19 protein-coding genes are annotated in these 23512 nt (G+C 41.4%); 5 read left to right on the forward strand and 14 right to left on the reverse strand.

Annotation, left to right across the window (positions count from 1 at the left end; all coding sequences use genetic code 11):
* Positions 1-14: 14 nt before the first annotated feature.
* Positions 15-236 (reverse strand): hypothetical protein, encoded by a 222-nt coding sequence (locus JWQ54_RS07765; protein ID WP_299582624.1) that lies wholly within the window; start codon positions 234-236, stop codon positions 15-17.
* A gap of 2 nt (positions 237-238) precedes the next feature.
* Positions 239-415, reverse strand: a complete 177-nt coding sequence (locus JWQ54_RS07770) for a hypothetical protein (protein ID WP_299582626.1) — start codon at positions 413-415, stop codon at positions 239-241.
* 300 nt (positions 416-715) lie between these two features.
* On the opposite strand from JWQ54_RS07770, the gene JWQ54_RS07775 reads away from it, so the two are divergent.
* The gene (locus JWQ54_RS07775) at positions 716-1285 is read left to right on the forward strand and encodes a dihydrofolate reductase family protein (RefSeq protein ID WP_299582629.1); all 570 of its coding nucleotides are present in this window, start codon (positions 716-718) and stop codon (positions 1283-1285) included.
* Between the two features lie 603 nt (positions 1286-1888).
* Positions 1889-2329 carry a hypothetical protein gene (locus tag JWQ54_RS07780; protein WP_299582632.1) on the forward strand — a complete coding sequence of 147 codons (441 nt, stop codon included), beginning with the start codon at positions 1889-1891 and terminating at the stop codon, positions 2327-2329.
* Between the two features lie 68 nt (positions 2330-2397).
* On the opposite strand, the gene JWQ54_RS07785 is transcribed toward JWQ54_RS07780, so the two are convergent.
* Positions 2398-2580: a transposase gene (locus tag JWQ54_RS07785; protein ID WP_367187091.1), complete on the reverse strand. Its 183-nt coding sequence runs from the start codon at positions 2578-2580 to the stop codon at positions 2398-2400.
* A gap of 370 nt (positions 2581-2950) precedes the next feature.
* On the reverse strand, positions 2951-3862 hold the full coding sequence (locus tag JWQ54_RS07790; protein WP_299582635.1) for an AraC family transcriptional regulator: 912 nt from the start codon (positions 3860-3862) through the stop codon (positions 2951-2953).
* A 96-nt stretch (positions 3863-3958) separates the two neighbouring features.
* Here JWQ54_RS07790 and JWQ54_RS07795 point away from each other — a divergent pair, with 96 nt between their 5' ends.
* A complete protein-coding gene (locus tag JWQ54_RS07795) occupies positions 3959-4609 on the forward strand; it encodes an NAD(P)H-dependent oxidoreductase (RefSeq protein ID WP_299582638.1) in 651 nt (216 codons plus the stop codon).
* The gene (locus JWQ54_RS07800; protein WP_299582641.1) at positions 4606-5337 is read left to right on the forward strand and encodes an SDR family oxidoreductase; all 732 of its coding nucleotides are present in this window, start codon (positions 4606-4608) and stop codon (positions 5335-5337) included. Before JWQ54_RS07795 ends, JWQ54_RS07800 begins: the two co-directional genes overlap by 4 nt.
* A gap of 457 nt (positions 5338-5794) precedes the next feature.
* Here the strand turns inward: JWQ54_RS07800 and JWQ54_RS07805 are convergent, their stop codons facing one another.
* The 3 genes from JWQ54_RS07805 to JWQ54_RS07815 form a co-directional block, all read right to left on the reverse strand.
* Positions 5795-6763: a c-type cytochrome gene (locus JWQ54_RS07805; RefSeq protein ID WP_299582644.1), complete on the reverse strand. Its 969-nt coding sequence runs from the start codon at positions 6761-6763 to the stop codon at positions 5795-5797.
* A gap of 180 nt (positions 6764-6943) precedes the next feature.
* Positions 6944-7600, reverse strand: a complete 657-nt coding sequence (locus JWQ54_RS07810; protein WP_299582647.1) for an NAD(P)-dependent oxidoreductase — start codon at positions 7598-7600, stop codon at positions 6944-6946.
* Positions 7601-7678: 78 nt separating this feature from the next.
* Positions 7679-8275: a short chain dehydrogenase gene (locus JWQ54_RS07815; protein ID WP_299582650.1), complete on the reverse strand. Its 597-nt coding sequence runs from the start codon at positions 8273-8275 to the stop codon at positions 7679-7681.
* 101 nt (positions 8276-8376) lie between these two features.
* Between JWQ54_RS07815 and JWQ54_RS07820 the strand changes: the two genes are divergently transcribed.
* Entirely contained in the window at positions 8377-8721 is a 345-nt protein-coding gene (locus JWQ54_RS07820) for a helix-turn-helix domain-containing protein (protein ID WP_299582653.1), read from the forward strand.
* Between the two features lie 1154 nt (positions 8722-9875).
* On the opposite strand, the gene JWQ54_RS07825 is transcribed toward JWQ54_RS07820, so the two are convergent.
* The 7 genes from JWQ54_RS07825 to JWQ54_RS07855 all read right to left on the reverse strand — a co-directional run.
* Positions 9876-10511 carry an N-acetylmuramoyl-L-alanine amidase gene (locus tag JWQ54_RS07825; protein WP_299582656.1) on the reverse strand — a complete coding sequence of 212 codons (636 nt, stop codon included), beginning with the start codon at positions 10509-10511 and terminating at the stop codon, positions 9876-9878.
* Positions 10512-10522: 11 nt separating this feature from the next.
* Positions 10523-11056 (reverse strand): DUF5675 family protein, encoded by a 534-nt coding sequence (locus tag JWQ54_RS07830; protein WP_299582659.1) that lies wholly within the window; start codon positions 11054-11056, stop codon positions 10523-10525.
* A gap of 23 nt (positions 11057-11079) precedes the next feature.
* Complete coding sequence (locus JWQ54_RS07835; protein WP_299582662.1) at positions 11080-14820, reverse strand: hypothetical protein; 3741 nt, start codon at positions 14818-14820, stop codon at positions 11080-11082.
* A gap of 143 nt (positions 14821-14963) precedes the next feature.
* Complete coding sequence (locus JWQ54_RS07840; protein ID WP_299582665.1) at positions 14964-20093, reverse strand: hypothetical protein; 5130 nt, start codon at positions 20091-20093, stop codon at positions 14964-14966.
* A gap of 1020 nt (positions 20094-21113) precedes the next feature.
* Positions 21114-21800: a nucleotidyl transferase AbiEii/AbiGii toxin family protein gene (locus JWQ54_RS07845; protein ID WP_299582668.1), complete on the reverse strand. Its 687-nt coding sequence runs from the start codon at positions 21798-21800 to the stop codon at positions 21114-21116.
* On the reverse strand, positions 21758-22264 hold the full coding sequence (locus tag JWQ54_RS07850; RefSeq protein ID WP_299582670.1) for a hypothetical protein: 507 nt from the start codon (positions 22262-22264) through the stop codon (positions 21758-21760). Before JWQ54_RS07850 ends, JWQ54_RS07845 begins: the two co-directional genes overlap by 43 nt.
* Before the next feature lie 105 nt (positions 22265-22369).
* The coding region (locus tag JWQ54_RS07855) for a site-specific integrase (protein ID WP_299582673.1) at positions 22370-23512 on the reverse strand (1143 nt) is incomplete at its 5' end.

Consider the following 23512-nt stretch of genomic DNA (forward strand, 5'->3'; position numbering starts at 1 on the left):
ATGAAAGTTGCAATTTACTTCTCCCTCGATTCTTTGCACATCAAATCAACAGGTTTCCTCGTTTGATCATCTGTAGTATCAAAAGATGCTAAACCGCCGTATCGGTAAATATCTAATGGATGAAAAACCTTAAATAGGCGGCCGTGACCAGGGAAGTTAGGTTCTTCTTTGGATTTGGTTTTATCAGAATTAGCCAATAGTCCCTTGAAGGTGAAAAGTTCGTTTATGAAACTCATGGCTAAATATCTTTGGTTTCTTCTCGTTGTGCCAATATTGTTTCATTATCAGCTTTCCAACGTTTGTAGATGTGCAGTTTTTGATCAGCGCTAAGGCGATTACGGAATCCAGTTGGACGGATTGCTCTTTTTACTTCACATGAAAGCAATAGCTTGCCTTTGAGGTCTTTAAAATTCATTATAGTCAGTTAATTAGGATTGCTAATATACTGGCTTATAATGGAATAAATGTTAAATATGTTAGAGCCTAACGTTGTATTTCTTATTCAGAAAACTGATTATCTTCGCCTCCTTATCGATCTAATTAATTATAAAAACCTCTGCTAAAGTAAAAGAATAAGAGTTTGATTTTAAATTGTTACCCTCGCTTTTGACAAATGTAAATGTCGCAAAGTGCCCTCATTTTGTCATGATTGCCCCTCATGCGCGTATCTTGTCCGTTTTAACTTTGTACAATTACTAAACTAATAACAAACAAAATGAGAAAGATCAGGATCTTCGAACATATCTCGCTGGACGGCGTGATCGAGCACGACGAAGACTACGCGTATGGCGCATGGACGGCACCGTACCGAAGCCCGGCCGGGCTGGCGGCCCTCATCGAGGCATACGGTACGAGCTTTGATCTGCTGCTTGGCCGCCGCACCTACGATGCCTGGGCCGGCTTTTGGCCGAAGGCCGGGAGCAGTCCGATGGTGGACAGTCTGAACGCCGCAACGAAATACGTCGCTACTCACAGGCCTGACAGCCTCGAATGGGGCCCGGTCGGAGACCTGGGCGCGGACATCATAGAGGGTGTTCGCGGTCTCAAGTCAACGGACGGCCCTGATCTAATCGTATGGGGAAGTTCGACGCTGACGTCCGTGTTGCTCGACAAGGGACTGGTCGATGAGGTTGTGCTAATCGTCTATCCGGTCTTGCTTGGTCGGGGCAAACGCTTCTTTTCGGACACCGTTGACGCGCGCGAACTCGCTTTCGTCAGCTCGAAGGCAACGCCCACGGGTGTGCTCCTCAATACTTACCGACATGTGGGCTTGCTGCGAACCTAATCTTCCGACGTGAACGGCTGAGCGGGTGCCCAGATCTATTAATTATCGGTTTATTCAACCTATGGTCGTGTTATAAAGGAGGTTGGTTTATAGGTAGTTAAGGTATTTAAAGGTGCTACATTGTAACTGTATGGGAATAAGAAACTGTTTAATATTATAAATAATTGATAGTTAATAAGTCGCCCGTGTTCGACTAACAGTCAATGAAAGGAAGGGAATTAAACACTTTTAGCTTTGTAAGTATTTGATAATTAATGACTTGTTGTTTTAATTTGAACTGTGTTATCGATGCGGGCAATTAAGCTAATCAAAAATAAAAAATGCAAGTTGTTAATAGTCAAACTATTACAAACTTGCATTTCTGTCTAAGTACTCTTTGCCTTTATCTGTAATTTTTTTCACAAATTCTGTTTTTGCAATTCGGTACGCCACCCTTTCTTAAGTGGGGAATTTTTTCGCATCATGCGGAAAAGGCACCCCCTTGCTGCGTCTGTTTGTCGTCCTGCTTACTGAGAATTTGGTTGGATTGCTTTTTGTTGAGGGGTATCTAGTGCTGGGTATTATTACTTATGCCGGTAAGCAGATCAGCCAAAGAATTCAACTATGAAACCGATATACATAATTTTATTATCCTTGTTATTAACAGGCTGTTTAAAGGCTAACATCTCACCCGTATCTTCAAAAAGCAATATCGGCACTATCAAAGTTAATACATTAAGCAGCAATGCCGGCACTACGCAAGTTGCTACATTAAATACTTACGACTGGTATAACGGAACAAAAGGCACCGCATTGATACAGGTTACCTGTAACGACTGCAACGCAATAACGACCATAGGCAATGTTACTATTCCATTTTTATTTAACGAGCAGGGGGTAGGACAGCTTAAATATACTCCGGCACCCGGCCTGGTAGTTTATATAGCTGTTTGTCCGGGGGGCGTTAAAGCAATCAAAGCTGAAATTTTTGATGCAGTAAACACCTCATTATACACCTATTCCGGTGTCAGCGGTAATTGGAATAACACTTATATTATTAAATAAATGACGCCGAAAGCTAAAACGGCATAACGGTTTCAGGGATCAAGTTGAATTCTTGTGGGAATAAGTTTTTAAGCATAGATTTTTGCTAACCTGAATAAAAAGAAAGTAGTGTCTCTAACGCCTCTTGAAGTAGCCCTGAAGGCTTTGATCTTGGCGTTAAAGGATTCTGCTGAAGCATTGGTACTGCGGTTATTGAAGAAGTTCAGAAAGTGCTCTGCAAGGGATAGTCGGTTGCGTTTATTCTCCTGCAAAGAAAATACTTATTTCAACACCCCACAAATTTTCGGGCTGAGCCGTAGCAACCCCTGCGCTGATCGTACAACAAAAAAGCCCAGTATTGTTCATACCAGGCTTCATATCGATTCATTTATGGTACCAACAGCGGGAAATTAGTCGAACACGTTTATGGGTTTTTAATGATTGTAGAGCGGATTTTACAAAAACACATTGACAAAAACGTTAAACAAATCAGCGAATAATTTGGAGATTTTTTTTAAAAAAAGGTGTTCAATAAATCCCCCGTGATAAATTTATTAAACACCTTTTACATTTTATTTTACAACTCTTATTTCTCCGAGCTGATACCGACCGGCTACGTCAAAGAAATTACCTCCGAGAATCTTATCGATAGGACTGGTTTCTTCGAAATGCTGCTGGCGTATAGCCTGTTTTTGATTTGAAAATACGGTTGAACGCCGCTTCTGATTGGTAACCAACTTTTTCGGCAATCTCATTGATGTTATTGTTAGATGTCAACAATATTTCTTTAGCGTGCGTGATACGCCAGTCGGTCAAATAAGTTGAAGGCGTTGCGCCAACTAATTTTTTAAACCTGTTAAAAAAAACGGATCTTGACAACCCTACATTTTCTGCAATTGATTTAAGTGTCCATTCTTTACCTGGTGCGTCCTGAATCAGTTTAAGTGCTTTGCTAATGGGGGCATCATTTAAAGCGGAAAAAAATCCCGTTTGATGGACAGCTTGTTCAAGATAAGCCCTTATAATATTGATAAACAAGATCTCAGCGAGTGCCTTCAACATTATCCGGCTACCTGGCTTTTCTTTACTTAACTCTGCAAGAATTAGCTGGGCCGTTTGATCGAGCATTAACTGGTGGTCCGTTGCAAATTCTGTAATCCTTATTATTCGGGGTAGGTCTTTTAAAAGCAGATGATTACGCTCTCCAAAATGAAAATGTCCACCGATAATTATAGCTTCTTCACCGTCACCCCAGAAAATAGGAATTCCGGCCATTCTAGCTTTAGTATATTCTGCAGCTGGCACACGAATACTAGTTGCTTTATCGGCTATCCAATGTGCTGAGCCATGGGGAATAAACACGAGGTCACCTTCCCTCATATTAATAATTTCCCCATCGGGTAGACCTATGACACAGCTCCCACTGATCAGCCGCCAGTATTGTGAATTATTGTCCTCCGCGGCTTCTATCCCCCAGGGGGCACGGTTAACTAATTTATTGTAAACAACGCTTTCGATCTTAGTTGCTTCTATTAATGTGCTTAGGGCGTCCATTTAAGTATATTGATACTATTAAGCAAAAATATAGGATTATTTGAAATTATTAGTATGATTAACTCTTGTACTTTTGTTTAATAATCAAAATTTATTATGAAGACTTTATTGAACATACAATCGAGCCCGCGATTTGAAACATCGCTTTCCAGAGTACTCAGCGATCAATTTATTCAACAGTGGCTAAAAGATCATCCGGACGGGCGGGTTATTACACGTGACTTGATGAAAACCCAACTTCCATTTATCAGCATCGAATGGCTTGGCGGCGCTTTTATGCCTGCCAAAAAACAAACGCCCGAAATGGTTAAGGCCATGCAACTTTCAGACGAATTAGTCGCAGAGTTAAAAAATGCAGACCAAATTCTGATCGGTACGCCGATGCATAACTATAACGTTCCTGCCAACTTTAAAGCATATATCGATCAGGTGGTCCGTTTTAACCACACCTATAATTTAAATGGCGGAATGCTTGACGACCGGAAAACAACAGTGATTTTGGCCACCGCCCGCTTCTATACAGCAGGTGCGCCGGAAGAGCAATGCAATTATGTATCCGGATTTTTGAAATGCATTTTAGGCTATATGGGTATAAAAGATGTCTCCATCCTTTTAGCTGGTGGAATGAAGGCCGTTAACTTAGGGCAGGATACTTTTGAAAACTATGTCGAAAAATACCGGGCTGAAGTAATAGAAGCTGCAAAATCAACATCTGATAGGATAAAAAATCAAAATTCAATATCATGAAAAAGTTAGAAAATAAGGTTGCCGTCATTACCGGCGCTACATCAGGCATGGCCCTGGCTACAGCCAAACTGTTTGTAGAAGAAGGCGCTTACGTTTTTATCACAGGTCGTCGCCAAAAAGAATTGGATGAGGCGGTCAAATTTATAGGTAAAAACGTTACAGGCGTTATTTGTGATTCTTCGGTTCTTGCCGACTTAGATCATTTGTATGAGGTAGTAAAGATTGAAAAGGGGCATATTGATGTGTTATTTGCCAGCGCAGGGACATTTGCTTTTGCCCCAATTGGCGAGATAACCGAAGAACATTTTGACACCCAATTAAACACCAATGCCAAAGGAACTTTGTTTACCGTTCAAAAGGCCCTGCCATTATTTAATGAAAATGGGTCGATCATTATGACCGGTTCAATTGCGGCATTACAAGGAAATGCCAATATGAGTGTATACAGCGCGAGTAAAGCAGCTCTGGGCGTATATGCTAAATGCTGGACGAGTGACTTAAAATTGAGAGGTATAAGAGTAAACGTCATTCATCCCGGGCCGATTGATACAGCCATATTCGCACCTTTAACCGACGAGCAGAAAGCGGCCTATATCAGCCATGTGCCGCTTGGCAGAGTTGGTGAACCGGAGGAGATCGCCACAACCGCACTTTTCCTGGCATCTGATGATTCAAGTTATATAACCGGTATCTCGATTTCTGTTGACGGCGGTACCGCCCAGGTTTAAAAAATCGTTAAAAGATTAAATTGACACTGTGCCTGTTATTAGGAAGATTGATGTTGGTTAGTCAAGCACACATCCTCTCATATATAAAGATGGGCTGTGTCGAACACCCACTAAATCCAGGCTTCGCTCATAATTGCTTGAAATCAAAGAAAAAAGGCTCCTCGAAATCGAGGAGCCTCCATCGGATTTGTCTATAAATCCCATGTGTACTGAATATGAAGCCTTTGATCACTCATTCCGGAAAATCGACCAATGTATTCTTCAACACTTTGATTATGCTTACTGCCTAACACTCAAGTACATTTTGAAATGTTCATTTACACAATACAAAGAACATAGCGCACGGAATTGCATGGTCAATGCCTTCGGAATTTCCAGATTAAACAACATTATATAAATACGCAACAACCTCATTGTATGCAGAAAATCACATTTGGCAGAGCGCGTTCACAAGCTTTCAAAACTTCTGAAATGCAATAACCTGATTGTTGATCGGTTTAACAGTTCTTAAATAAGCATAGATTGCTGCAAGATCGTTGGTCTTCATTCCAGCATACAAATACCATGGCATTGGTATTTGTGGATCGCCGGGGTTAAGTTTAGCCGCTTGCTTTTCTTTACCTTCAAAGCTTTTAAATCGTCGGATGAATATATCTTTACTCCATGATCCTATGCCGGTTAGTTTATCTGGTGTGATATTTGCAGAATGTATAATACCTCCCTGCTGTTTAAATTCCATTCCACCACCAAACTCTGTCCCGAGTATTATGTCCCCGTGAGATCTTTTACTATGACAATCTATACAAGCCGCTGCGTTAACAAGGTAAGCGCCATACTTGACGGTATCAGTTTCTGATGGCAGCTTACCCAAATTTGCCTTATGCGGCATGGTATTAATAATGAAATTGACCGGGAAGTCAATTTCTGACGCCGGTATGTCTTTTTTAATTGCGGGAATTGAACGCAAATAAGCAATAATGCTATACACGTCCTCTTTATCCATCTGCCCTATATGATCCCAGGGCATTAGTGGAAAGATGGCTTTGCCAAATTTGTTTTCCCCGGTAGTTAGTGCCCTGAATATTTCGCCATCTGTCCAACTGCGTAATTTATAAGGGGTTATGTTAGATGCGTAAAACTTGCCGGGAAGGCCCATCTGCTGATCAAACTTTTCACCTCCAGCCCCAAAGCTGCCCACCACCGGGCCTCCGTACAAACTCTCGTCTTTGGTGCTGTGGCAGTCCATACAAACAGAAACGTGGTTGGCTAAATAATCGCCGCGCTTTATTCGTTCTGCTGTGCGTTCTATTTTAATTTGAGGCGCTGCGCCTGTGTCTGGTAATGCTACCTTTACATAAGTGCCGGCGGCAGCCACTGCTACCACCAATCCGAGTAGAATAAATCCAATTACTTTTACTGCTTTCATACTATGCTAATTTTGTACTTATATGTTTTATGACAAAAAATAGGGTGGAAACCCTTTGATGTTCTGCTAATTTTTTCACTAACCCAGGTCCTTAGTTAGTGATGCAGGGTGCTGCCCTTTGTAGGTTTACCACCGGTAAGACCTTTTGTAAGTTGGATCATTAAACACTTCCCAGCCATATTAATTTTCAGAAATAGTTGGGCTTTTCATATCGTACTTATCGGATTTTACTATATCAACCATGAATTTAGCTACGCTTTGCCTGCTGATGTATAAACTTGGTTTTGGGAAGTTATTAAAACTCATCTTTAAAGTTTTTATCTTTTTGGAGTCATTTAAGGCAACAGGCCTTACAGCCGTCCACCTTAAGTTTGAAGCCGCCAATAGTTTTTCCTGCGATTCGTGTTCCGCATAGACAGGGCGGAGGTTGGTATAGTTAATTAACCATCTGAGCCAAAAAGGAATCTCCTTTTTGGTTTCCCCAACACCCCACGCAGAGATTGTAATTAACCGTTTTAGGTTTTGTTGACCCGCTTCGGCAATCACATTTTTCATGCTTTCAGATATAAAATATTCAGGTGTTATCAATTTAGACCAGGGAGCATCTGAGGCTCTGGCGATACTCAAAGCACTTATTATCAGATCACACCCTTGCATTGCAGCCGCTAAATCTGCTCGGCGGGCAGGTGTTCCCTGATATATTTTAATTGATTTTGAATTAAAGGGCATTTTATTTTTATCCCGCACCAAAACATTTAAATCATAGCCTTGCTTTAGTGCCTCTTCAACGATAAGGCGACCAGTTCTGCCAGTGGCCCCTATAATGAGTATTTTCATAGTTTTTATTTTACTTGTTTGTGATTCATTTATTAAATACAAACCATTTTATTTTATTTCTTAATTTTTAAGTATCTATTACAAAACCTTATAGATTTGACCGGTTTGTCCGCCCAACACACTTTTTATATAAGCCTGTGTAACCCTGCTCATGGTGACAGGAACGTGTCCCGGGAAATAGGAAAAATAGGCCATAGATTCTTCAACAATATCAGGACCGACCGCATTGATACGCACTCCGTGTGCAAGCTCTATTGCTGCACCCTTCACAAATCCATTAATCGCTCCATTCATCGTACTAATGTTTGCACCCATTAGAATCGGGTCATCGGCTAATGCACCTGATGTTAAAGTAAACGACCCTTTCGGATTAATGTAATGCTGGCCGATCAATACCAGGTTAACCTGGCCCATCAATTTACTGTTAACGCCAATCCTGAAATCAGCATCCTTCATAGTTGCTAAAGGCCCGAACTGTGCGTCCCCGGCAGCGCAAATTAAGGCGTCAAATTTTCCGACCTGTTTGTAAAAGTTTTCTATCGACTCGGTTGACGATATATTTACCTGTATGTCAGCACTTTTTGAACCTGCCTTAATTACTTCATGATCTTTTTGTAATGCTGCGGCTACGTGTTTTCCGATGGTACCCGTTGCACCTATAATTAATATTTTCATGTTCACTTTTTTTAACAAAACTATTCCATAACTTTACTTTTGTCAAGTAATGGCACATTTGTCAAGTATTGACATTTAAGACAGTAACGCTCATTATAAACATGTTAGCAGAAAAAATAATTGAAAAAAAAGTAGAGCCGGATTGTGATTGCTCAATAATAGGATCAATCAGTATCATAAGCGGCAAGTGGAAACCAGTTATTATCTGGATGTTATTATCAGGCCCCAAGCGATTTGGTGAGCTGCATAAAGCCATTCAAGGTATAGCATTAAAGGTTTTATCCAGGCATTTAAAGGAACTGGAGGCTGACGGTATCATCAATCGGAAGGTATATGCCGAAGTCCCGCCAAAGGTGGAGTATACCCTCACTGAAAAGGGAATGTCGCTCAACGATGTGATGCAGCTATTGGCAGAATGGGGTAAAAAGAATATAGTAGCCGAATAAGATAAGGCCATAGAATCACTTTCTAACTTAAAAAGGTTCTATTCTGACGGTGATGTGCATCTAAAAAGGAAGGTTTTGGTTTGATTTTTCGAGAAAAGTTGCGTTTCGATGGGGAAAAATATCGAACTACTCGTTTGAGTGAAGCAGCTCGTCTAATATACTACATTAACAATGGATTACGTGAAAATATAAACGGGAAAGATGCGAAATTATCGCTCCTTTCCCGTGAAGTGGTCCCGACGAGAATCGAACTCCATCGGTCTATATGCTTTAAAGGCTGATTTTGCCTGTTTTTACTTCAAAAACTCACCAGTGTTTCATAGGCCCTGGCTGTAAATGTTATATTCAAAGTTAAGAATTATTTTTAAAATGTGCCTCGGATTGTTCTTAATGGAATAAAATTTTTTTGCCTAACGTCCCACATCTGATCCGTGCTGTGGACGGAACTCGAACCTTAGTTAAAATTAACTGATTTCCAGTCCTTTATATCAGTTCAAAAAATGACGCCACGAATGACTCTTTATTGAACGTAGATTGTCTATTTGTCAATGACATTTTAAAAATGAAAGCCTTCCTAATCAACCTAAAAACAATTGAGCCGGTTTAATTGACGGCTGCTTTAGCGTCATGTTACTTGTATGTAACAATTAAAAAAGGTTTAGGTTATTCAATGATCGCCCCATACTTATTCAAGACTTAAGCAACAAACAGCGCTTAGCCGGATCAAATGTCAAGCCCTGCCGCTGGAAGCGGAAAAAACGGCCCGCTTGTATACCCTTGACGTTTGATTTCGGCGTGGGTTATCTTCGCGACCGCGGTGAATATGGTCAATGCTATAAGATTCTATTCAATATTTGTCTTGGCAAAAAAGGGATATAATTATACCTTTGGTGAATTATAGATATGTCTTAGAACATTTATAACGTCTAATTTTCGTACATCATATATGCGAGACGGTATAATCTGTAATTTATTAATAGTTTGCCAATTTAGAAGCTTTGGGGTTTAGCTCCGTGAACGCGAGGTCCTTCCGCCTTCAGTAAAGCGACCAACTCCCGTCCCTAAGTTCCTTATAACCAGACATCTCAATTTAATCAATCCATAAAGTTAGCGAAATAAAAACTTAATCTCCTAATTTTAGCACTGACCAATATTCATGCATCTCCGTCGCCGCCTGGGTCCGCGTTCGCTACAGGTGTATCAGGTGATATGCTGCTGGCGCTTACCAGATAGTCTACGATTGCCTGGTAGATCGCTCCCGCAAGGGAATCCTGGTAAGCGGAGGTCAATAAACGCTGTTCTTCGTTAGGATCTGTCAGAAAACTAATTTCTACCAAACTGGCAGCGGTTGAAAAATACTGATAGCTTGGGCTAAGTACGCCTAACTTCATAGACCGTACCCCTCTATTGGAATAACCTGTTGCATTTACCAGTTGCAATAATAAAGAAGTCGCTAATAAGATCGAATCGGAGGATGCTCCTGTATAAACCCATGTTTCTGTCCCTTGGGTAGTCGGGTTATTAAAACCGTTAAAATGGATAGATACAAATACACTGGCTTGATTATCATTTCCGACGGTTGCCCGGTCTCTTAGACTAAGATTTGAGTCGTTATTACGCGTGAGTACGACAGTATAGCCGCCGTCAGTCAGCTTTTCTGCAACCTTGACCGCGATGATCAGTGTGAGATCCTTTTCTTTTGTTCCGGCCGGTCCTACGGCGTGGTTGGCATCGGAACCGCCGATATTGGCAGTGCCACCGTGGCCTGGGTCGATTATTATAATGCTCATGTGTTGATCTGCTAATGCCCTACAATTTCCACGGAAATATTTTTATCCGGAGTCGAGGTCGGATTATCGGTGCCATAAAATGCGTTTTTCAACTTTGCATAAGCAGGCGCGGAAGTCCCGCCTTTTATGGAACACAGGTCCGGGCCTAAAGCGGTGCCTACCAAAATGCACCCTTTTGTGTCATCGAGCACGTTGCCGATGTGTATTTGAATATTAGGACGGTTTGGCACGCCAACTAATTCTATTCGCCAATGATCACTATGATCATATCGTAAAATGCCGCCGTAGGTTCCCTCCGGTATCGAGCTTATGTTATTGATATTGTCGATCCATGGCTTTTCCAATGTATAACAAATGATGTTACCATTTACTGCTAAGTAGCCGGAGGTGCATTTGTTGTTTGGATATTGCCGGAATACCGTCACCTTGAAATCTTCCGCTTTTTTGTGCTTTTTTAAAGCATGACGCTGATCGAAAATTTCCGGCACACAAAAACTATTTAACGTGATCGCTGCTAAGGCTATCCACAAATAGATCCATTTCATTTTTTTGAAGTTGTTGTTCATCGCTATTGTTTTTTAATTTTAAAAGAAGAAATTAAACGTTTTCTGATATCATCCCGCGGATTATATCCTTGTGCACCATCGTCGATCGATTCAAACATCGTCTGACCATTGGAATCCAGTACATCGTACAATTCATATTCTTCCAAATAATAAAAGTCGATATTATCCGGAAGTCGGCCTTTCTCAGGATGAAGGGCTGACGCATGGCCACTTAGTTTTAACGCGATTTCCATGTTTGTCTCAACCTCATGCTGGTAATCCTGTACGATAACCGGTGCGCGGTAATGGGCAGCCTGGTAAATCACATAAAATTCACTTAACGCGTCAAAAATCTTGTTTCCGGCCCGGCCAGCGATGGGTGCAGGTGCACGTACGGGTCCGGTGATTGCATAAGCTGGCATCTTTATGGTTATTTTACGATAAGGTAACTGCTGAACCTGTGGTGTCATATTGACGGACGAGAAGCGAAAGTCATAATAATCCGGTTGTACGATAGAATGCTCCTGATATTTTGCCACGGCAAATTTCAGAAATGGCATATAGTTAGTTTGAAGATCGTTATCCGGGAAATTTAAAGCTATGTCCGCGTAAAAGCGTTGCTGCCGGATGTCATAGTGGACATCAAAGATTGCGGCATTGATCTTTCCGGCAAAGTTGGCTCCATCGTGAACGGTCATATCAACCGCAGTTTTTGGTTCAATATTGAACAGTTCGTAGTTGACATTTTGAATAATTTGCCCTGGTTCAAAGAAATTGTCTGTAAGCCCGGAGGTACGGTTCGAACTATTTGAAGGGTCTTTTCCATAAGAAGACACCAGATTTTGCAGTTCATCTGGCACTGCGCCGGTTTTGTCATTCATATAGATGACTGCCAACTTTTCCTCCGCACCCGATTCGTACCAGATTCCTTCGAAATACACCCGAAACTTTGTATTGCGGCGTTCCTGGCTCACTAAAGTGTTATTCCATTCCAAAAGCGGTACGATGGAAAATATTTCAGGCGCCTTCATCTTTTTAGAATTTTTAATAATTTTTTGCCCTGCAGTTTGTGTATAGATAAAATCGTTTGTATTTGCTTCCGGATAGAAATGAGTGAACCTCGAGGAGCCATCCAGGAAATAGTCTACCTTGTGATAAAGGGTATCGCCAAAAGAATGCTGAAGATCATTGTTAAGTGTGCAAAACGCTGCGACGGAATTGGATGACTGATTCAGTGCAGGCAACAAAGCCGTATCTGAATCTTTTACGTTACTAAAGTCAGTAAATACATTGATAGCTTCCTTTACAAAACCATCGGGATGGGTTTTGTCGATTACTATCCGATCATACCTGGCACGCAGTTTAATTTCCGCACAGGAAGATACAGGGAACACTTCCACCGGATTATAAAAGGTATTGTTAAATTTGACTTTAACGTTTTCGTCATTTGTAATAAACGGCGTGCGGTCCAGGACTTCCAGCGTCAGGGTAGTAGGACTTTTAAATAAATATGGCTCACTAACCGCGTGAACTAAGGTTATAAGTCTTGCTGTTACTACCGGATCTGCATTAAAGATATTCCCAAAACCCTTGCTGTCGAAAATAGGCGTTACCGACATAACAGCCACGGCCGTCTTTTCCAATCCAAATATAACAGTTGCGTTTTCAGTAGGCTTAAACTTGTTATCACCTTCCTCCAGTCGTAAGGACAAAAACCTTTTAGAAAGATACGTGTCATCCTGATGGAAATTTATTTTTAGCTCGGGAAGCGGATCAGCAGCTGCCACCGTATCGTTCCCTGTACTCAGGGTTTCGACCTTAAAATGTAAACCAGATACTGCGGGATCCGTCAGAAATGGAATAATGGTACCCGTCTCAAAAACTTCATGACTACTGTCCTTGACCCGATAGGCGGCGCGCTGAAATACGGTTGCCTGATGCTTTTTATCCTTCCAGTTATCATCGAAAACCCCGTGATTTTCAGCGAGGGAATAATGAACACGCTGCGGGCACAAAGCACGCTCTGTTTGTTCATTCTGAGACTTCAGTTTGACAGGTGCACCGGTGACTGACCTGATGGCCATCAAATCTAATTGTTCGCCTGTGAATGCTGGTTTGAGCAATGGCGGTTCGTTATGCTTGAAAAAATCACATTCAAAAATACGTTGGGCGTTGTAAAGCTCCGGCGCTTTGATTTGCTCCAGGCGGGCATATTTATCCGCTTTAATAAGGGCAGCCGGTGTCTCGCGCGCAGGTTCAAACGGGGCGGCGTTTCCGCAAATGTCGACCACCTTTATCCTGAAATTATAACGCTTTCCAAAACGCATTGGCAGCAATGAACCCGGCTTCGGCCTGATGTTTGAAAGCTCAAGGTCGTTATACTCAAAATACTTGTCATTGGCGGTCGCATCTGCCGGGTGGGTTCCGCTTTGCTGGCAGACCAGGCTCCAGTTGTTCCAACGGCAAATGTCTTCTGAGAAATAAATTCTGCCGGTTTTACCCGCCACGGCAACTTCAGAAATCGCCGCCTGATCGTAAAAATCTCTCAATATAAATTCGGTCTTATTTTTAGCGAATGAGGGTGATGCGTCAACTGTATAATCGGCGATCCTTTCACTCAAAGAGTGAAACTTTGTCGCGTTATCCGGGCTAACTTCCACAATATATCCGGAATCGATCTGGTGACCGAATAAAATATATTGGTCTATATTCAGGGCTTTGACGTCAACGTTATTCAGCGTCAATGCTTCTGAATCCGGAAGCTCTAAAATCTGATCACTGCCGGGCTGGTTATTCAAAACCATGCCAGCCGGTGAAGCCCCGATCGCGGTTAATGAAAGCTGGATGCCTTCGGAAGTGTCTTCGCCCTGCTGAGACTGTTTATCAAGGTAAGTTTGGTAATTTGTATAATCCGCCGCATTTAGTTGCGAGGAATTACTACTGGAAAGATCTTTGGTTTGATCGCTGATTTTTTTCACCTTTCCGCTTCGGCGGTACTGCTCGGCGGAAATGTTATAGCTCGCACTTCCCGGCAGGATATAACCATCTTTAATGTCAAAATAGTGGTCTTTATATTTCTCCGCGTATTTATAGGAAAAAGATTCACCGTCAAAATAGGTCCAGGGCGTCTTAAAATCGATCGCATCTGCAAAAAGCTGCCATTTTTCGTCTTCCAAATTATCCGGCAGTTCCAGGCCATACAATTTTAAAATATTATGATCTCCGATCAAACTCAAATCAACAGTGAAATCGACGATCCATCCGGTGCTTCGAAGCAAATGCGGATAATCGGCAAGGATCGATATCTTTTTATGGAATTCCTGATTCGCTTTATTTTTGTACCGTATTTCATCCTGATAAAGCAGGTTAGCGCTCATATCATCATGGGCCTGGGCAGCAACATTGCTCTCAGCAGAACTAATTTGAGGCGGAATATCTGCGGCCGTGGCACCGGCTGCCCTTTCTGTTTTTCTTGAGACGTTCAGGTAAACGACTTTATCATGGTACCAACCTTCATCCAAAACCCATTCCTGCACTGGCGTATCTGGCTTAAATAAGCTGCTCCAGATAAATTGTCCATCCCGTATACGAGGATTGCTCACTGCTATATTGGACAGGAATGAATCATCATAGTTTATAGCAGCATATTTGCTATTTCCTGACTGGTGATAAGTCTTTTGCACTCCGTCATAATCGATCTTGCCGAGCTTTAAACTTAGCTTTAAATTCTTTTTGAAAAAGTCGGAAAACATTGGCCAGTTCAATATTTCATAATATTGATTTAATTTACCGTCATCTGGCAGGCGTGGCGACAGGAATAATGAAAACCTCCCCAGGTTATTGTTTCCGGGAACTTTGCCGTTCGGCACAAGCGAACAAATGATTTTGATATTTTTCCCCATAAAATTTATAAGTCAAATGCGTTATAATAAAATTTCCAGTCCTGGTCGCTGTAGATATGTTCAAACAGCGCTGAGTGCTCGTCCTTGTTGCTTTCAGGAATCGTTTCGTCCTGTAAATAATTAAGTTGGTAACTGGCGTATTCGGCAGGGTCTTTTTCTGTGCTTGCGTAGTATACCTGGGTTTGTTTGTTGTACAGGTAGGCGGAATTTTGCTGCTCGCCAATACTTGCACCCTTTGCGCCGACAAATGTCTTGCTGAAGCTGATTTCAAATGATTTTTTGAAGAAACCTATTTTTATCGAATACCTCAGCGATGCTGATCCGTACAGGGCTGCCTGACCATCGATACGCTGATAAGTCATGGACAGCATTACAGTAAGATAAATGGATATAAATCCAAAAACGGTAACCCCACCCTCACAAATCAGATAGCCCACCAGCGTCATGTTTCCTGACCGGGCGTAACTTAGGCTGATCCCGGCAAAAAGGAATACATAGCCAGAAGCGATCCCCAGGTTAATACCAAAATACCCGCCGAAGGCAACACCCGCGTTGATACTCTCGAGGCTGTCCGGATAAGCTTCAATATTGAAATATCCGGCCCCTCCGAAAATACCGACGGAGACCAGGAATTTATCATCTTCCGCGTTAATGCCTGCGACGAGCTTAAGCGCAGTGAGCGAGGCGCTGGTGGCGAAAGGGATAATGACGCCAACATTAAATTTGATATTTGCAAAATTGAAGCCGGGCGCACTGATGCTCGGCAAAGGGAAACCGTAGCCAATTTCCAGTTGATTTGCTGATGGCTTTATTCTCAAGCCGGTTCCTGGCAACTGAAGTTTTTCTGCCAGTTTGCCAAAAAAGTCCAATGGTCCCCCAAAAGCAACACCATCCAGTTTGGCAACAATCTGTCGGGACTGCGTGTTACTGGAACCGATCCTGAATTCCCTGAACTTAATCAGCAACACATCCTCCGAAACCAAACGTATAACCAGCCGGAAATTACTCAGCCTGGTAAACGAATTATAAACGCCCGCTGCTTTTAGGCTCTTAGAAAAATAAACCTGTATTTGGGTATCACTTTCTGCTACAAAGCGAAAAAAATCAAAGTCCTTAGATTGGATCTTATTAGTAATAAAATTATAAGTAATCTCATCCTTGCCTGGAGAAAGTTTTGGCAGCTCGAAATCAATACCCAGAATTTGATTTAAATAAATAGTTCCGAATATTTTAGCTTCCAGGTTTTTGAAATACGCGTCGGGACTAAAAGATTTGGCTTCATCATAATAGGACTTTGCTTCGCTGCCGATGAGCACAAGGTCTTTGACCAGGGGCGTAGCATTCAAAGCATCTTTATATGCGTTAATTTGTTGCTGAAGCTGATCCTTATATTGCTGCAACTGCTGCTTTGTAGCATTTACAGCTGCGTTGATTTGTGCTCTCGTTTGGGCCACTTGTCCCTTAAGCAGATCTATCTCCTTCTCTGAAGCAGCAATTCTGTCTTGTAAATCTGCAGGTAATTGTTTAAGCAAATGTTCTCCGACCTTTCGTGGATCTCTCAAATATGATAAAAAGTCCACGGCCAGCTCTGGATTAATGAGTCCGCCAAAATCCGGAGAAAGCTTCCGGATCACGCTTTTGATTTCGTTCTTTGAAAACTCTTTGATCTCGGCAAATACCCGCGTTGCATTTTTTTCAATATTTAGATTATACAGATCCTTCTGACTGGCGATATAATCATCTGCATAGTTCATGCCTACGGCGATCTCCTGGTTGACCAGCTTGGAAATGCCCGAAACATAGACCTCTGCATGTTTCATTTGCGGCATACTTGAATATTGGTGAAAGAAATCGATCAGCGCGCTTTTATTGACCATCGTTCTGAGTTCACCTTTTAATACAAAAAAATCCGTCTCCAGCGCGGACAATGAGCCATTAATTTCCTCAAGTTCATCCTCAAATTTGTTTACTGCATAACCGATTTTGCTCCGGTATGTATAAATAGCGTTAGTGATACTTCTTTCAGCCGCTTTAAGATCGTTTATTTTACCAAGCACATCGATTTTGAACCTGTCCCTGAAACCTTTAATATCATTGAACAGCTCTTTATCATAATCAGCTAACGGACGCAAGTAACGGTAAGTAAAATCAAAGAAAAGCAGCTTGACAGCTGAAATAAGTCCGTCAAGGTAATCTGAGAGGACGGGTGTCAGATCAAATTTCACCGGGGCACCATGTAAATCAACAACGGCCTTTCCGTCAATGTCTATAATATCTATTTTTGGTAAATTGGTTTTCAGATCAAGTATCGCCTTCAGCGAAGCCTGAACCTCCGTATCACGGCTGGGATCAAATAAATTTCCTACACCGGTATCAATATCCCTGTGGTAGTCTTTTTCTTTATTTTCAAAATCACTTTTTAAGCTGTCAAACCATTTTTCCAGGTATTCCACTATAAGCAGGTAAGAAGAAGACTTCACCGATTTAACGATGTAGTTGACATTGTTGCTGACTTGGACTGTGGCTGCATCAACTTTGTCGCCGGCTTCTATTAAAAGTCTGTCCAATAAGTCCAGCTGGTCCTGGTACCTTGCCTGAACTTGCGCTTTTATGGCATCGATCTGCGTCTGCAGTTTATTAATCTGGGCCTGGAGTTGCGCAAGCTTGGTGTTAATACTGTTTAGTAGCTTCGTGATATTAGTATAGCCGCCAAGTGCCTCCGCAGCAAGCTCGTCTTCGTGTTGAAGCAGTAATGCCTTACCCGCAGCCCTATAATTTTGCAACAAATCCTGAAACGCCTTGATCTTAGCTTTTTGCCTGGCGATTGCGTCAGTGTCACTCGGATCAATATTCGCCAGGTCACTGTTTGCTTTGTTAAGATCAGCCGTTGTATCGTCAATTAAGCCCTGGGCGCTTTTGAATTCTTTCTGAATTGGTTTTATCTTGTCACGGTGAGCAGCCAGATCGTCAAGCTGAGTTTTTATACCTGCGGATAAATTTTGTGTATCTGTATCAATCTGCAATTTCAGCGCCGTAATTTTATCCTGCACATCCTTTTCCGCCGCGGTCGCTGCCTCAAGCACGGCAGTGTAACTATTCAAATATTCCTGCGTATCAAGTGTGATCATATTGATCTTATCCTGAATGATCTTTTTAAATTGGTTACGCTTATTCACTAATAGCGCGACCAGGTCATTTTTCCGCGAATTGATGACCTCACCCAGACTGCCGCTGGGCAGCAAACTTTTGAGCTCAATAATTTGCGCTACGGTTTTATCAAAAAAGGTATGTTCGCCGGTAGCAGGCGTTCCCTGCGCGAAATTCCGGACATCTGTGACTAAGGTTTGGTAATTATTGTTCAGCGCAGTATTGATCGCTTCATATTGCTGAACAGATACTGTTCCCCCACTATTATCGTTGTCAAAGAACTCATAAATATCGGCGAGCGTAATACCATCCCCTGCTTCGATACGGTCATTTGTTCCGAAGGTTATTGCCTGAATTTTTTTACGGATTGTAAAAACATGATCATGCCAATCTGTGATCTCCATCTGAAAAGTCAGTGGAACATAATTCCCTTTTGCGTCTGAGGTTAACGGATAAAAAATCCCCTGACGGACTTTACCATTTGTCAGTGCCTTCAGGTTCGAATTTGCCGCGGTATAAACGGTGTCGTTGCCGATGCTGCATATCCGCCTTGGATCTTTTTCCAGGAAACGGATCTTTTTGAACGGTGAGCGGAATTTTGAAATACCTTCTCCGTCGACATGGCTGGTATAATCCTTTTCAATTTCCAGAGGCTTAATATATTCACGGTAATCCAGGTAAGAAATCCCATCCTTTGTACGACGCTTTGTCGTCAGGATCAGTAACATTTTCAGCCCGGATTCCTTTTCCAAAATCAGTTCAGTAACCTCCACGCCCTCGTCCCTTCCAAAAGAGATCAAGTGTTTATAAGAATATAAATCGATTTTTTTCGGCAGGAATCCGTCCTGAACGGTATCGTTTATCCTGGTATTCTTAAATTCTATATAAGCGCTGATGCCCAATGGAGAAAAAGAAATATTATTACTATGTGCGAGCAGTTTATATTTAATATAAAGCTCAACTAAGGCATAACGGTTTACCGAATAGGGAAGCACCTTATATTGCGGACCAAGCACATCATTCTGAAAATAATCATCTGCATTAATGTTATGATTCGGGTGGTCCGGTGAACCAATGAACATTAAGTTCAGGTTTGAGAATATTTGATCCGCATTCTGATCAGCTTTTCGGTCATCGCCTATAATAGATGATGCCGCCTGAATGACTGGCCGGGGTTCTACCGTTAAAGTCGCCATCCACAATTCCGCAGAGGTATCGCCCGGGCTACTTTCATTCGTGAATATCCATTTGAACCTGAACTGTCTCGGATCGGGAAGTTTTGGGCTTATAATCAGGCGCCAGGGCGCTTCAATCGCAGTAATAGGATCGCCGTAAGCTTTAGGGAAGCGGTTAATGTCATAGGTATAGGACGTGCCGCTTTTTTTATAATTTAATGGATAGGTATTTTCATAATATTTGCCAGCTTCAGACTCGATTTTAATATTGAATAATGATTCGTTGAGATTTTGTCTGATGACCAGGTGGTAACGATCTTCGTTGTTCCAATCGAACAAATCCTTTTCTGTAACCGGAATTTTGAGCTTTTTATCGATCCGGTCCTGCAACAATTGAAAAACAATGTAGCTATAGCCGGAAATAACCACTTTTGCTATCCAGTCTTTGTCCGGAGAATCTGTATCCAGAAATTTACAACCACAATCTTTGGTCGAAGTGTCATAAGCTTGTTCAGCAATATGCTGCTGCGGTAATCTTACAATCATATAACTCGGAGGCTGCTCATAAATGGACAACAGCCTGGTCTTACTAAAAAGACACCCTTCCCGAAAATCAACATTAATAAAATAAAATTCGAGGCTCAGTAAGCTCTCGGGCTTGATCAAACGAAGCCCAAAGTCAATTAACTTATGAGCCTGGCTTTCTTTTATTCCAAAAAGCCGCGAAAGCGGTTTGATCACCGGGCTAACCGAAACGCCAAAAATGGTTGAATTCTTCAAAAAATCCCTCCGGGACATTGATGTTGATGGCATATGATAAAGTTTAAGAGAAGGACTAATGTACTCCGTGATATTATTTTGTAATAATAATAAATGGAAAATATACCCAAAAGGAATATGAGAACATAAGTTACTCACATACAGCTAATAACAAATGTTAATACTGTTGATAAATAATAAGTACTGAAAATATAAATTTATATTTTCTCTTTCCTACACCTTCTTTTAAAGATTTATATATCCAATTTTAGTTGAAATGTGAACGTATAATCGTTTTCTGTCCATTTTCTTATTTAAAAAAACCTAAATGTTTCATATAGAGAAGTCAATATTTTAAAAAGTCTGTTGTACCAGGCCGGTTTATGCGTCGCTTGGAGTTGTTGTAATGCTGTATTCCTTGTCGCTTCAGCAATAGGGTGCGGGCTATATAGGTATTTATTTAAGCCATCGCCCTGTCCAAGCATATTGCCCGAAAAAGAACAATTAGGTTTACAGCTAAAATCAGAAGTATTTTTGCCGAAAGAGAATCGCAGCGCTTTGGGCATTAGTCTGAATAACAATTGAACCAGAAAAAAACAATGGAAGTACAAATGAGTACGCGTTTTAGCATAACAAGTTATTAGAATTGGTTTATAATATTACAATTGATTATTTGAATTTACACTGCAACATATTGGCAATGTTAATCAGACAATCTTTTGAGGATTTGATGGAACAAAATTAGCTTACTAAGACTTAAACTAAGTGATTCAAATGTTCATAAATGGGAACGCAAATGTCAACTAAAGCGCAACACAATGTAAATAATAACGTGTAACAAATGCATTTTTTGTATATTTGTAATATACCATTTGCAGCTATACCAAGGTAAATTAAAAGTGGTGAGTAATTCGGTGAGTTGAGAAATACAACCTATTTAAAATATTGAATATCAGCACGGTAAAGGATAATAAATAAATCCTCCGGCACTTATAAAGCGCTTTCGTTTGCTCAACCGGAGAATATGAGTTGCCCTACTCGCCACCGGCACCGCTAGCCTACCTGTATATCGAACTACATCCTTCGACCGAAGCCTTTTTTAGGTCCGCGTTTAATATTTTGGGTTAAGTTCTTTTTTAAAATGAGTTCATGTTCAGAAATGGCAGCTTTGATCGACTTTTCGATAACCGGCCATTTAAATTTATCATTGATAAGCAGAATTTCCGCTGTAAAATCTATGTCATGGTAATGGAGCAATGACATCCGCACTTGATGGCTATCCGTATTAGGATATTTAGTTGAGTAGGCCTCGACGATCTGCTGATAGGATATTTCTTTCAATAGGTAACGTATATCCACGTAATCCTTTAGCCGTGTACCATTGCCTACGATAGCGTTGATCTTCATGGCGGCGATATCTTCCAAGCCGAGCATTCGGATACCTTCAGGATCGAGCACTGGATTTATGTGAGGATAGTTGTGCAATAACATATCCAGCCTTACTCCATTGATATGACCGGTTAAAAAATTGTTGCGCGCATTTAAGATAGTTGCGCCGTAATTATCGTTTAAATGCTTAGCCAATTCCAAACCATTAAAATTATCAGCCGTAAAAAGATCAATATCTATGGACAACCGGTGCCCAAGCATTAATGACAGCGCGGTGCCGCCTACCAAATAAAATTGTTTTAATTTATCATCATCCATCAAACGATGGATCAATTCCAGTGTTCCTGGCGTAACTGTTTCCGTGTGTAGCATTTGAGTTGAGTTTTACTCAACTGAAAATAGGTACAAGCGGCATCCATGCCATGGTTGGTTAAATAAGGTATATCTTCTGTTAATGCACTAATTACACGGTTCCTGCCGTAAAAGCTGATCATTGTTTCCCATTCTGCCGGTAGCCCCCTTTCAATGACACGTTCTATAACAGTCCGGTAACTCCGCTGCCAGTCCATTTTATCATAGTCGAACTCCCAGAATAAATGCTTCGGCAGGTCGGGTTTAGCGGAGCGTTGTTGCACTGGCTTTCTTTCGATGCGGATTTCGTCATTTTCAAACGGGATCTTTTTCTTTGACAGGTAATTATTCAGTGTGTTATAGTTATAAGCGGTATGATTTTCACAGAAATTTTTCAGGCTGGAAAATACTTCCATACTATTGTCAGCCAGTTTTTTCCACCGGACTACCAATACGCGCCTGTTTTGATCTGTTTGCTCCTGCATCACACAAAGATATTTAAAATTACTATCTTAACCAATATTGTACAATATTTGTCAATTGAATCGTTAAAAATTTAATTTCTAGTATGATAGCCGTTCGTGTGTGTCTTAACGAAACATGCTGACCACGCGTCCCATTTCAATTTGTTCCGGCTCAGCAGGCTCAATGTTGCTGGCAGGTATAGCCTTATCATATAGCCGTTCTTCAAGCTTCTGCATGTCCTCACTTGTTTTGCTATCTAGAACCTTGACGTAATGTTGCGTTGTCTTAATACTATTGTGTCCAAGCATTTTTGAAACAGTTTCCATTGGAACCCCATTAGATAAAGTAACCGTGGTGGCAAAAGTGTGCCGGGCCATGTGAAAGGTTAATGTTTTGGTGATTCCACACAAGTCGCCGATTTCTTTCAGATAACTGTTCATCCGCTGGTTGGTCAGTACCGGTAATAGCAACGACCTGCGTACGCAAATAGGGTGGTCTTTATAATTTTCTATGATTTCCAAGGCCTCTTTTAACAAGGGAATATGTGATGGGGTATCCGTCTTATGTCTTTTAGTAAACACCCATAACTTGCCATCGTCGCCTTGAGCTATTTCGCCCGGAGTCAATTTCTGCACATCGATATAAGCAAGCCCCGTAAAGCAGCTGAAAATAAAAATATCCCGCACTACATTCAAGCGTTCGACAATTAATGTTTTGTTTCGGATAATGTCCAACTCATGCTTTGTTAAAAAAGTTCTTGGAGAGGGCTTCGCGGTCGATTTATAATGTAAAAAAGGATTGGTGACAATCCATCTGTTGGCCAAGCAAACAAGAATGATCTTTTTCAAGTGCTTTACATATTTGTCAGCTGAAATAGGGATACAATTCTTTTCCGTCCGCAAATAGAAGTCATAGTCTTTAATAAAATTGAAATCGACTTTTCGCAACTCATAATCTGGGCGCTTAAATTTCCATTCGATGAATTCCCGCGCATGTTTAAGAGAGCTTTTAAAGGTTTTAAGTGTATTGGCGCCAAAGCCTCTGCCAATCAAGGATTCCATCTGTTTATTGTGATCGCTGAAAATCTCCAGCAACATTTTAGATTTCTTTCCTTTGCCGTCAAGCTCGTTCCGCAATGTGTCGGCAGTGATCTCTTCTTCGCTGTCCAGCAGCCGGGTGTGGATACGTTTCAGCTTCGCCAGGATACTGTCTAAATGGGTATTTAAACTTCTTGCATCTTCCGTATTTCCACGAGCTTTCCCGCGTTT

Source organism: Mucilaginibacter sp. (genome assembly GCF_028288225.1).
GTDB lineage: Bacteria > Bacteroidota > Bacteroidia > Sphingobacteriales > Sphingobacteriaceae > Mucilaginibacter.

What these genes read in the sequence shown, in the direction of transcription:
- JWQ54_RS07765 (WP_299582624.1), bottom strand. Translation starts at nt 236, where the DNA reads ATGAGTTTCATAAACGAACTTTTCACCTTCAAGGGACTATTGGCTAAT.
- JWQ54_RS07770 (WP_299582626.1), bottom strand. Translation starts at nt 415, where the DNA reads ATGAATTTTAAAGACCTCAAAGGCAAGCTATTGCTTTCATGTGAAGTA.
- JWQ54_RS07775 (WP_299582629.1), top strand. Translation starts at nt 716, where the DNA reads ATGAGAAAGATCAGGATCTTCGAACATATCTCGCTGGACGGCGTGATC.
- JWQ54_RS07780 (WP_299582632.1), top strand. Translation starts at nt 1,889, where the DNA reads ATGAAACCGATATACATAATTTTATTATCCTTGTTATTAACAGGCTGT.
- JWQ54_RS07790 (WP_299582635.1), bottom strand. Translation starts at nt 3,862, where the DNA reads ATGGACGCCCTAAGCACATTAATAGAAGCAACTAAGATCGAAAGCGTT.
- JWQ54_RS07795 (WP_299582638.1), top strand. Translation starts at nt 3,959, where the DNA reads ATGAAGACTTTATTGAACATACAATCGAGCCCGCGATTTGAAACATCG.
- JWQ54_RS07800 (WP_299582641.1), top strand. Translation starts at nt 4,606, where the DNA reads ATGAAAAAGTTAGAAAATAAGGTTGCCGTCATTACCGGCGCTACATCA.
- JWQ54_RS07805 (WP_299582644.1), bottom strand. Translation starts at nt 6,763, where the DNA reads ATGAAAGCAGTAAAAGTAATTGGATTTATTCTACTCGGATTGGTGGTA.
- JWQ54_RS07810 (WP_299582647.1), bottom strand. Translation starts at nt 7,600, where the DNA reads ATGAAAATACTCATTATAGGGGCCACTGGCAGAACTGGTCGCCTTATC.
- JWQ54_RS07815 (WP_299582650.1), bottom strand. Translation starts at nt 8,275, where the DNA reads ATGAAAATATTAATTATAGGTGCAACGGGTACCATCGGAAAACACGTA.
- JWQ54_RS07820 (WP_299582653.1), top strand. Translation starts at nt 8,377, where the DNA reads ATGTTAGCAGAAAAAATAATTGAAAAAAAAGTAGAGCCGGATTGTGAT.
- JWQ54_RS07825 (WP_299582656.1), bottom strand. Translation starts at nt 10,511, where the DNA reads ATGAGCATTATAATAATCGACCCAGGCCACGGTGGCACTGCCAATATC.
- JWQ54_RS07830 (WP_299582659.1), bottom strand. Translation starts at nt 11,056, where the DNA reads ATGAAATGGATCTATTTGTGGATAGCCTTAGCAGCGATCACGTTAAAT.
- JWQ54_RS07840 (WP_299582665.1), bottom strand. Translation starts at nt 20,093, where the DNA reads ATGCCATCAACATCAATGTCCCGGAGGGATTTTTTGAAGAATTCAACC.
- JWQ54_RS07845 (WP_299582668.1), bottom strand. Translation starts at nt 21,800, where the DNA reads ATGCTACACACGGAAACAGTTACGCCAGGAACACTGGAATTGATCCAT.
- JWQ54_RS07850 (WP_299582670.1), bottom strand. Translation starts at nt 22,264, where the DNA reads ATGCAGGAGCAAACAGATCAAAACAGGCGCGTATTGGTAGTCCGGTGG.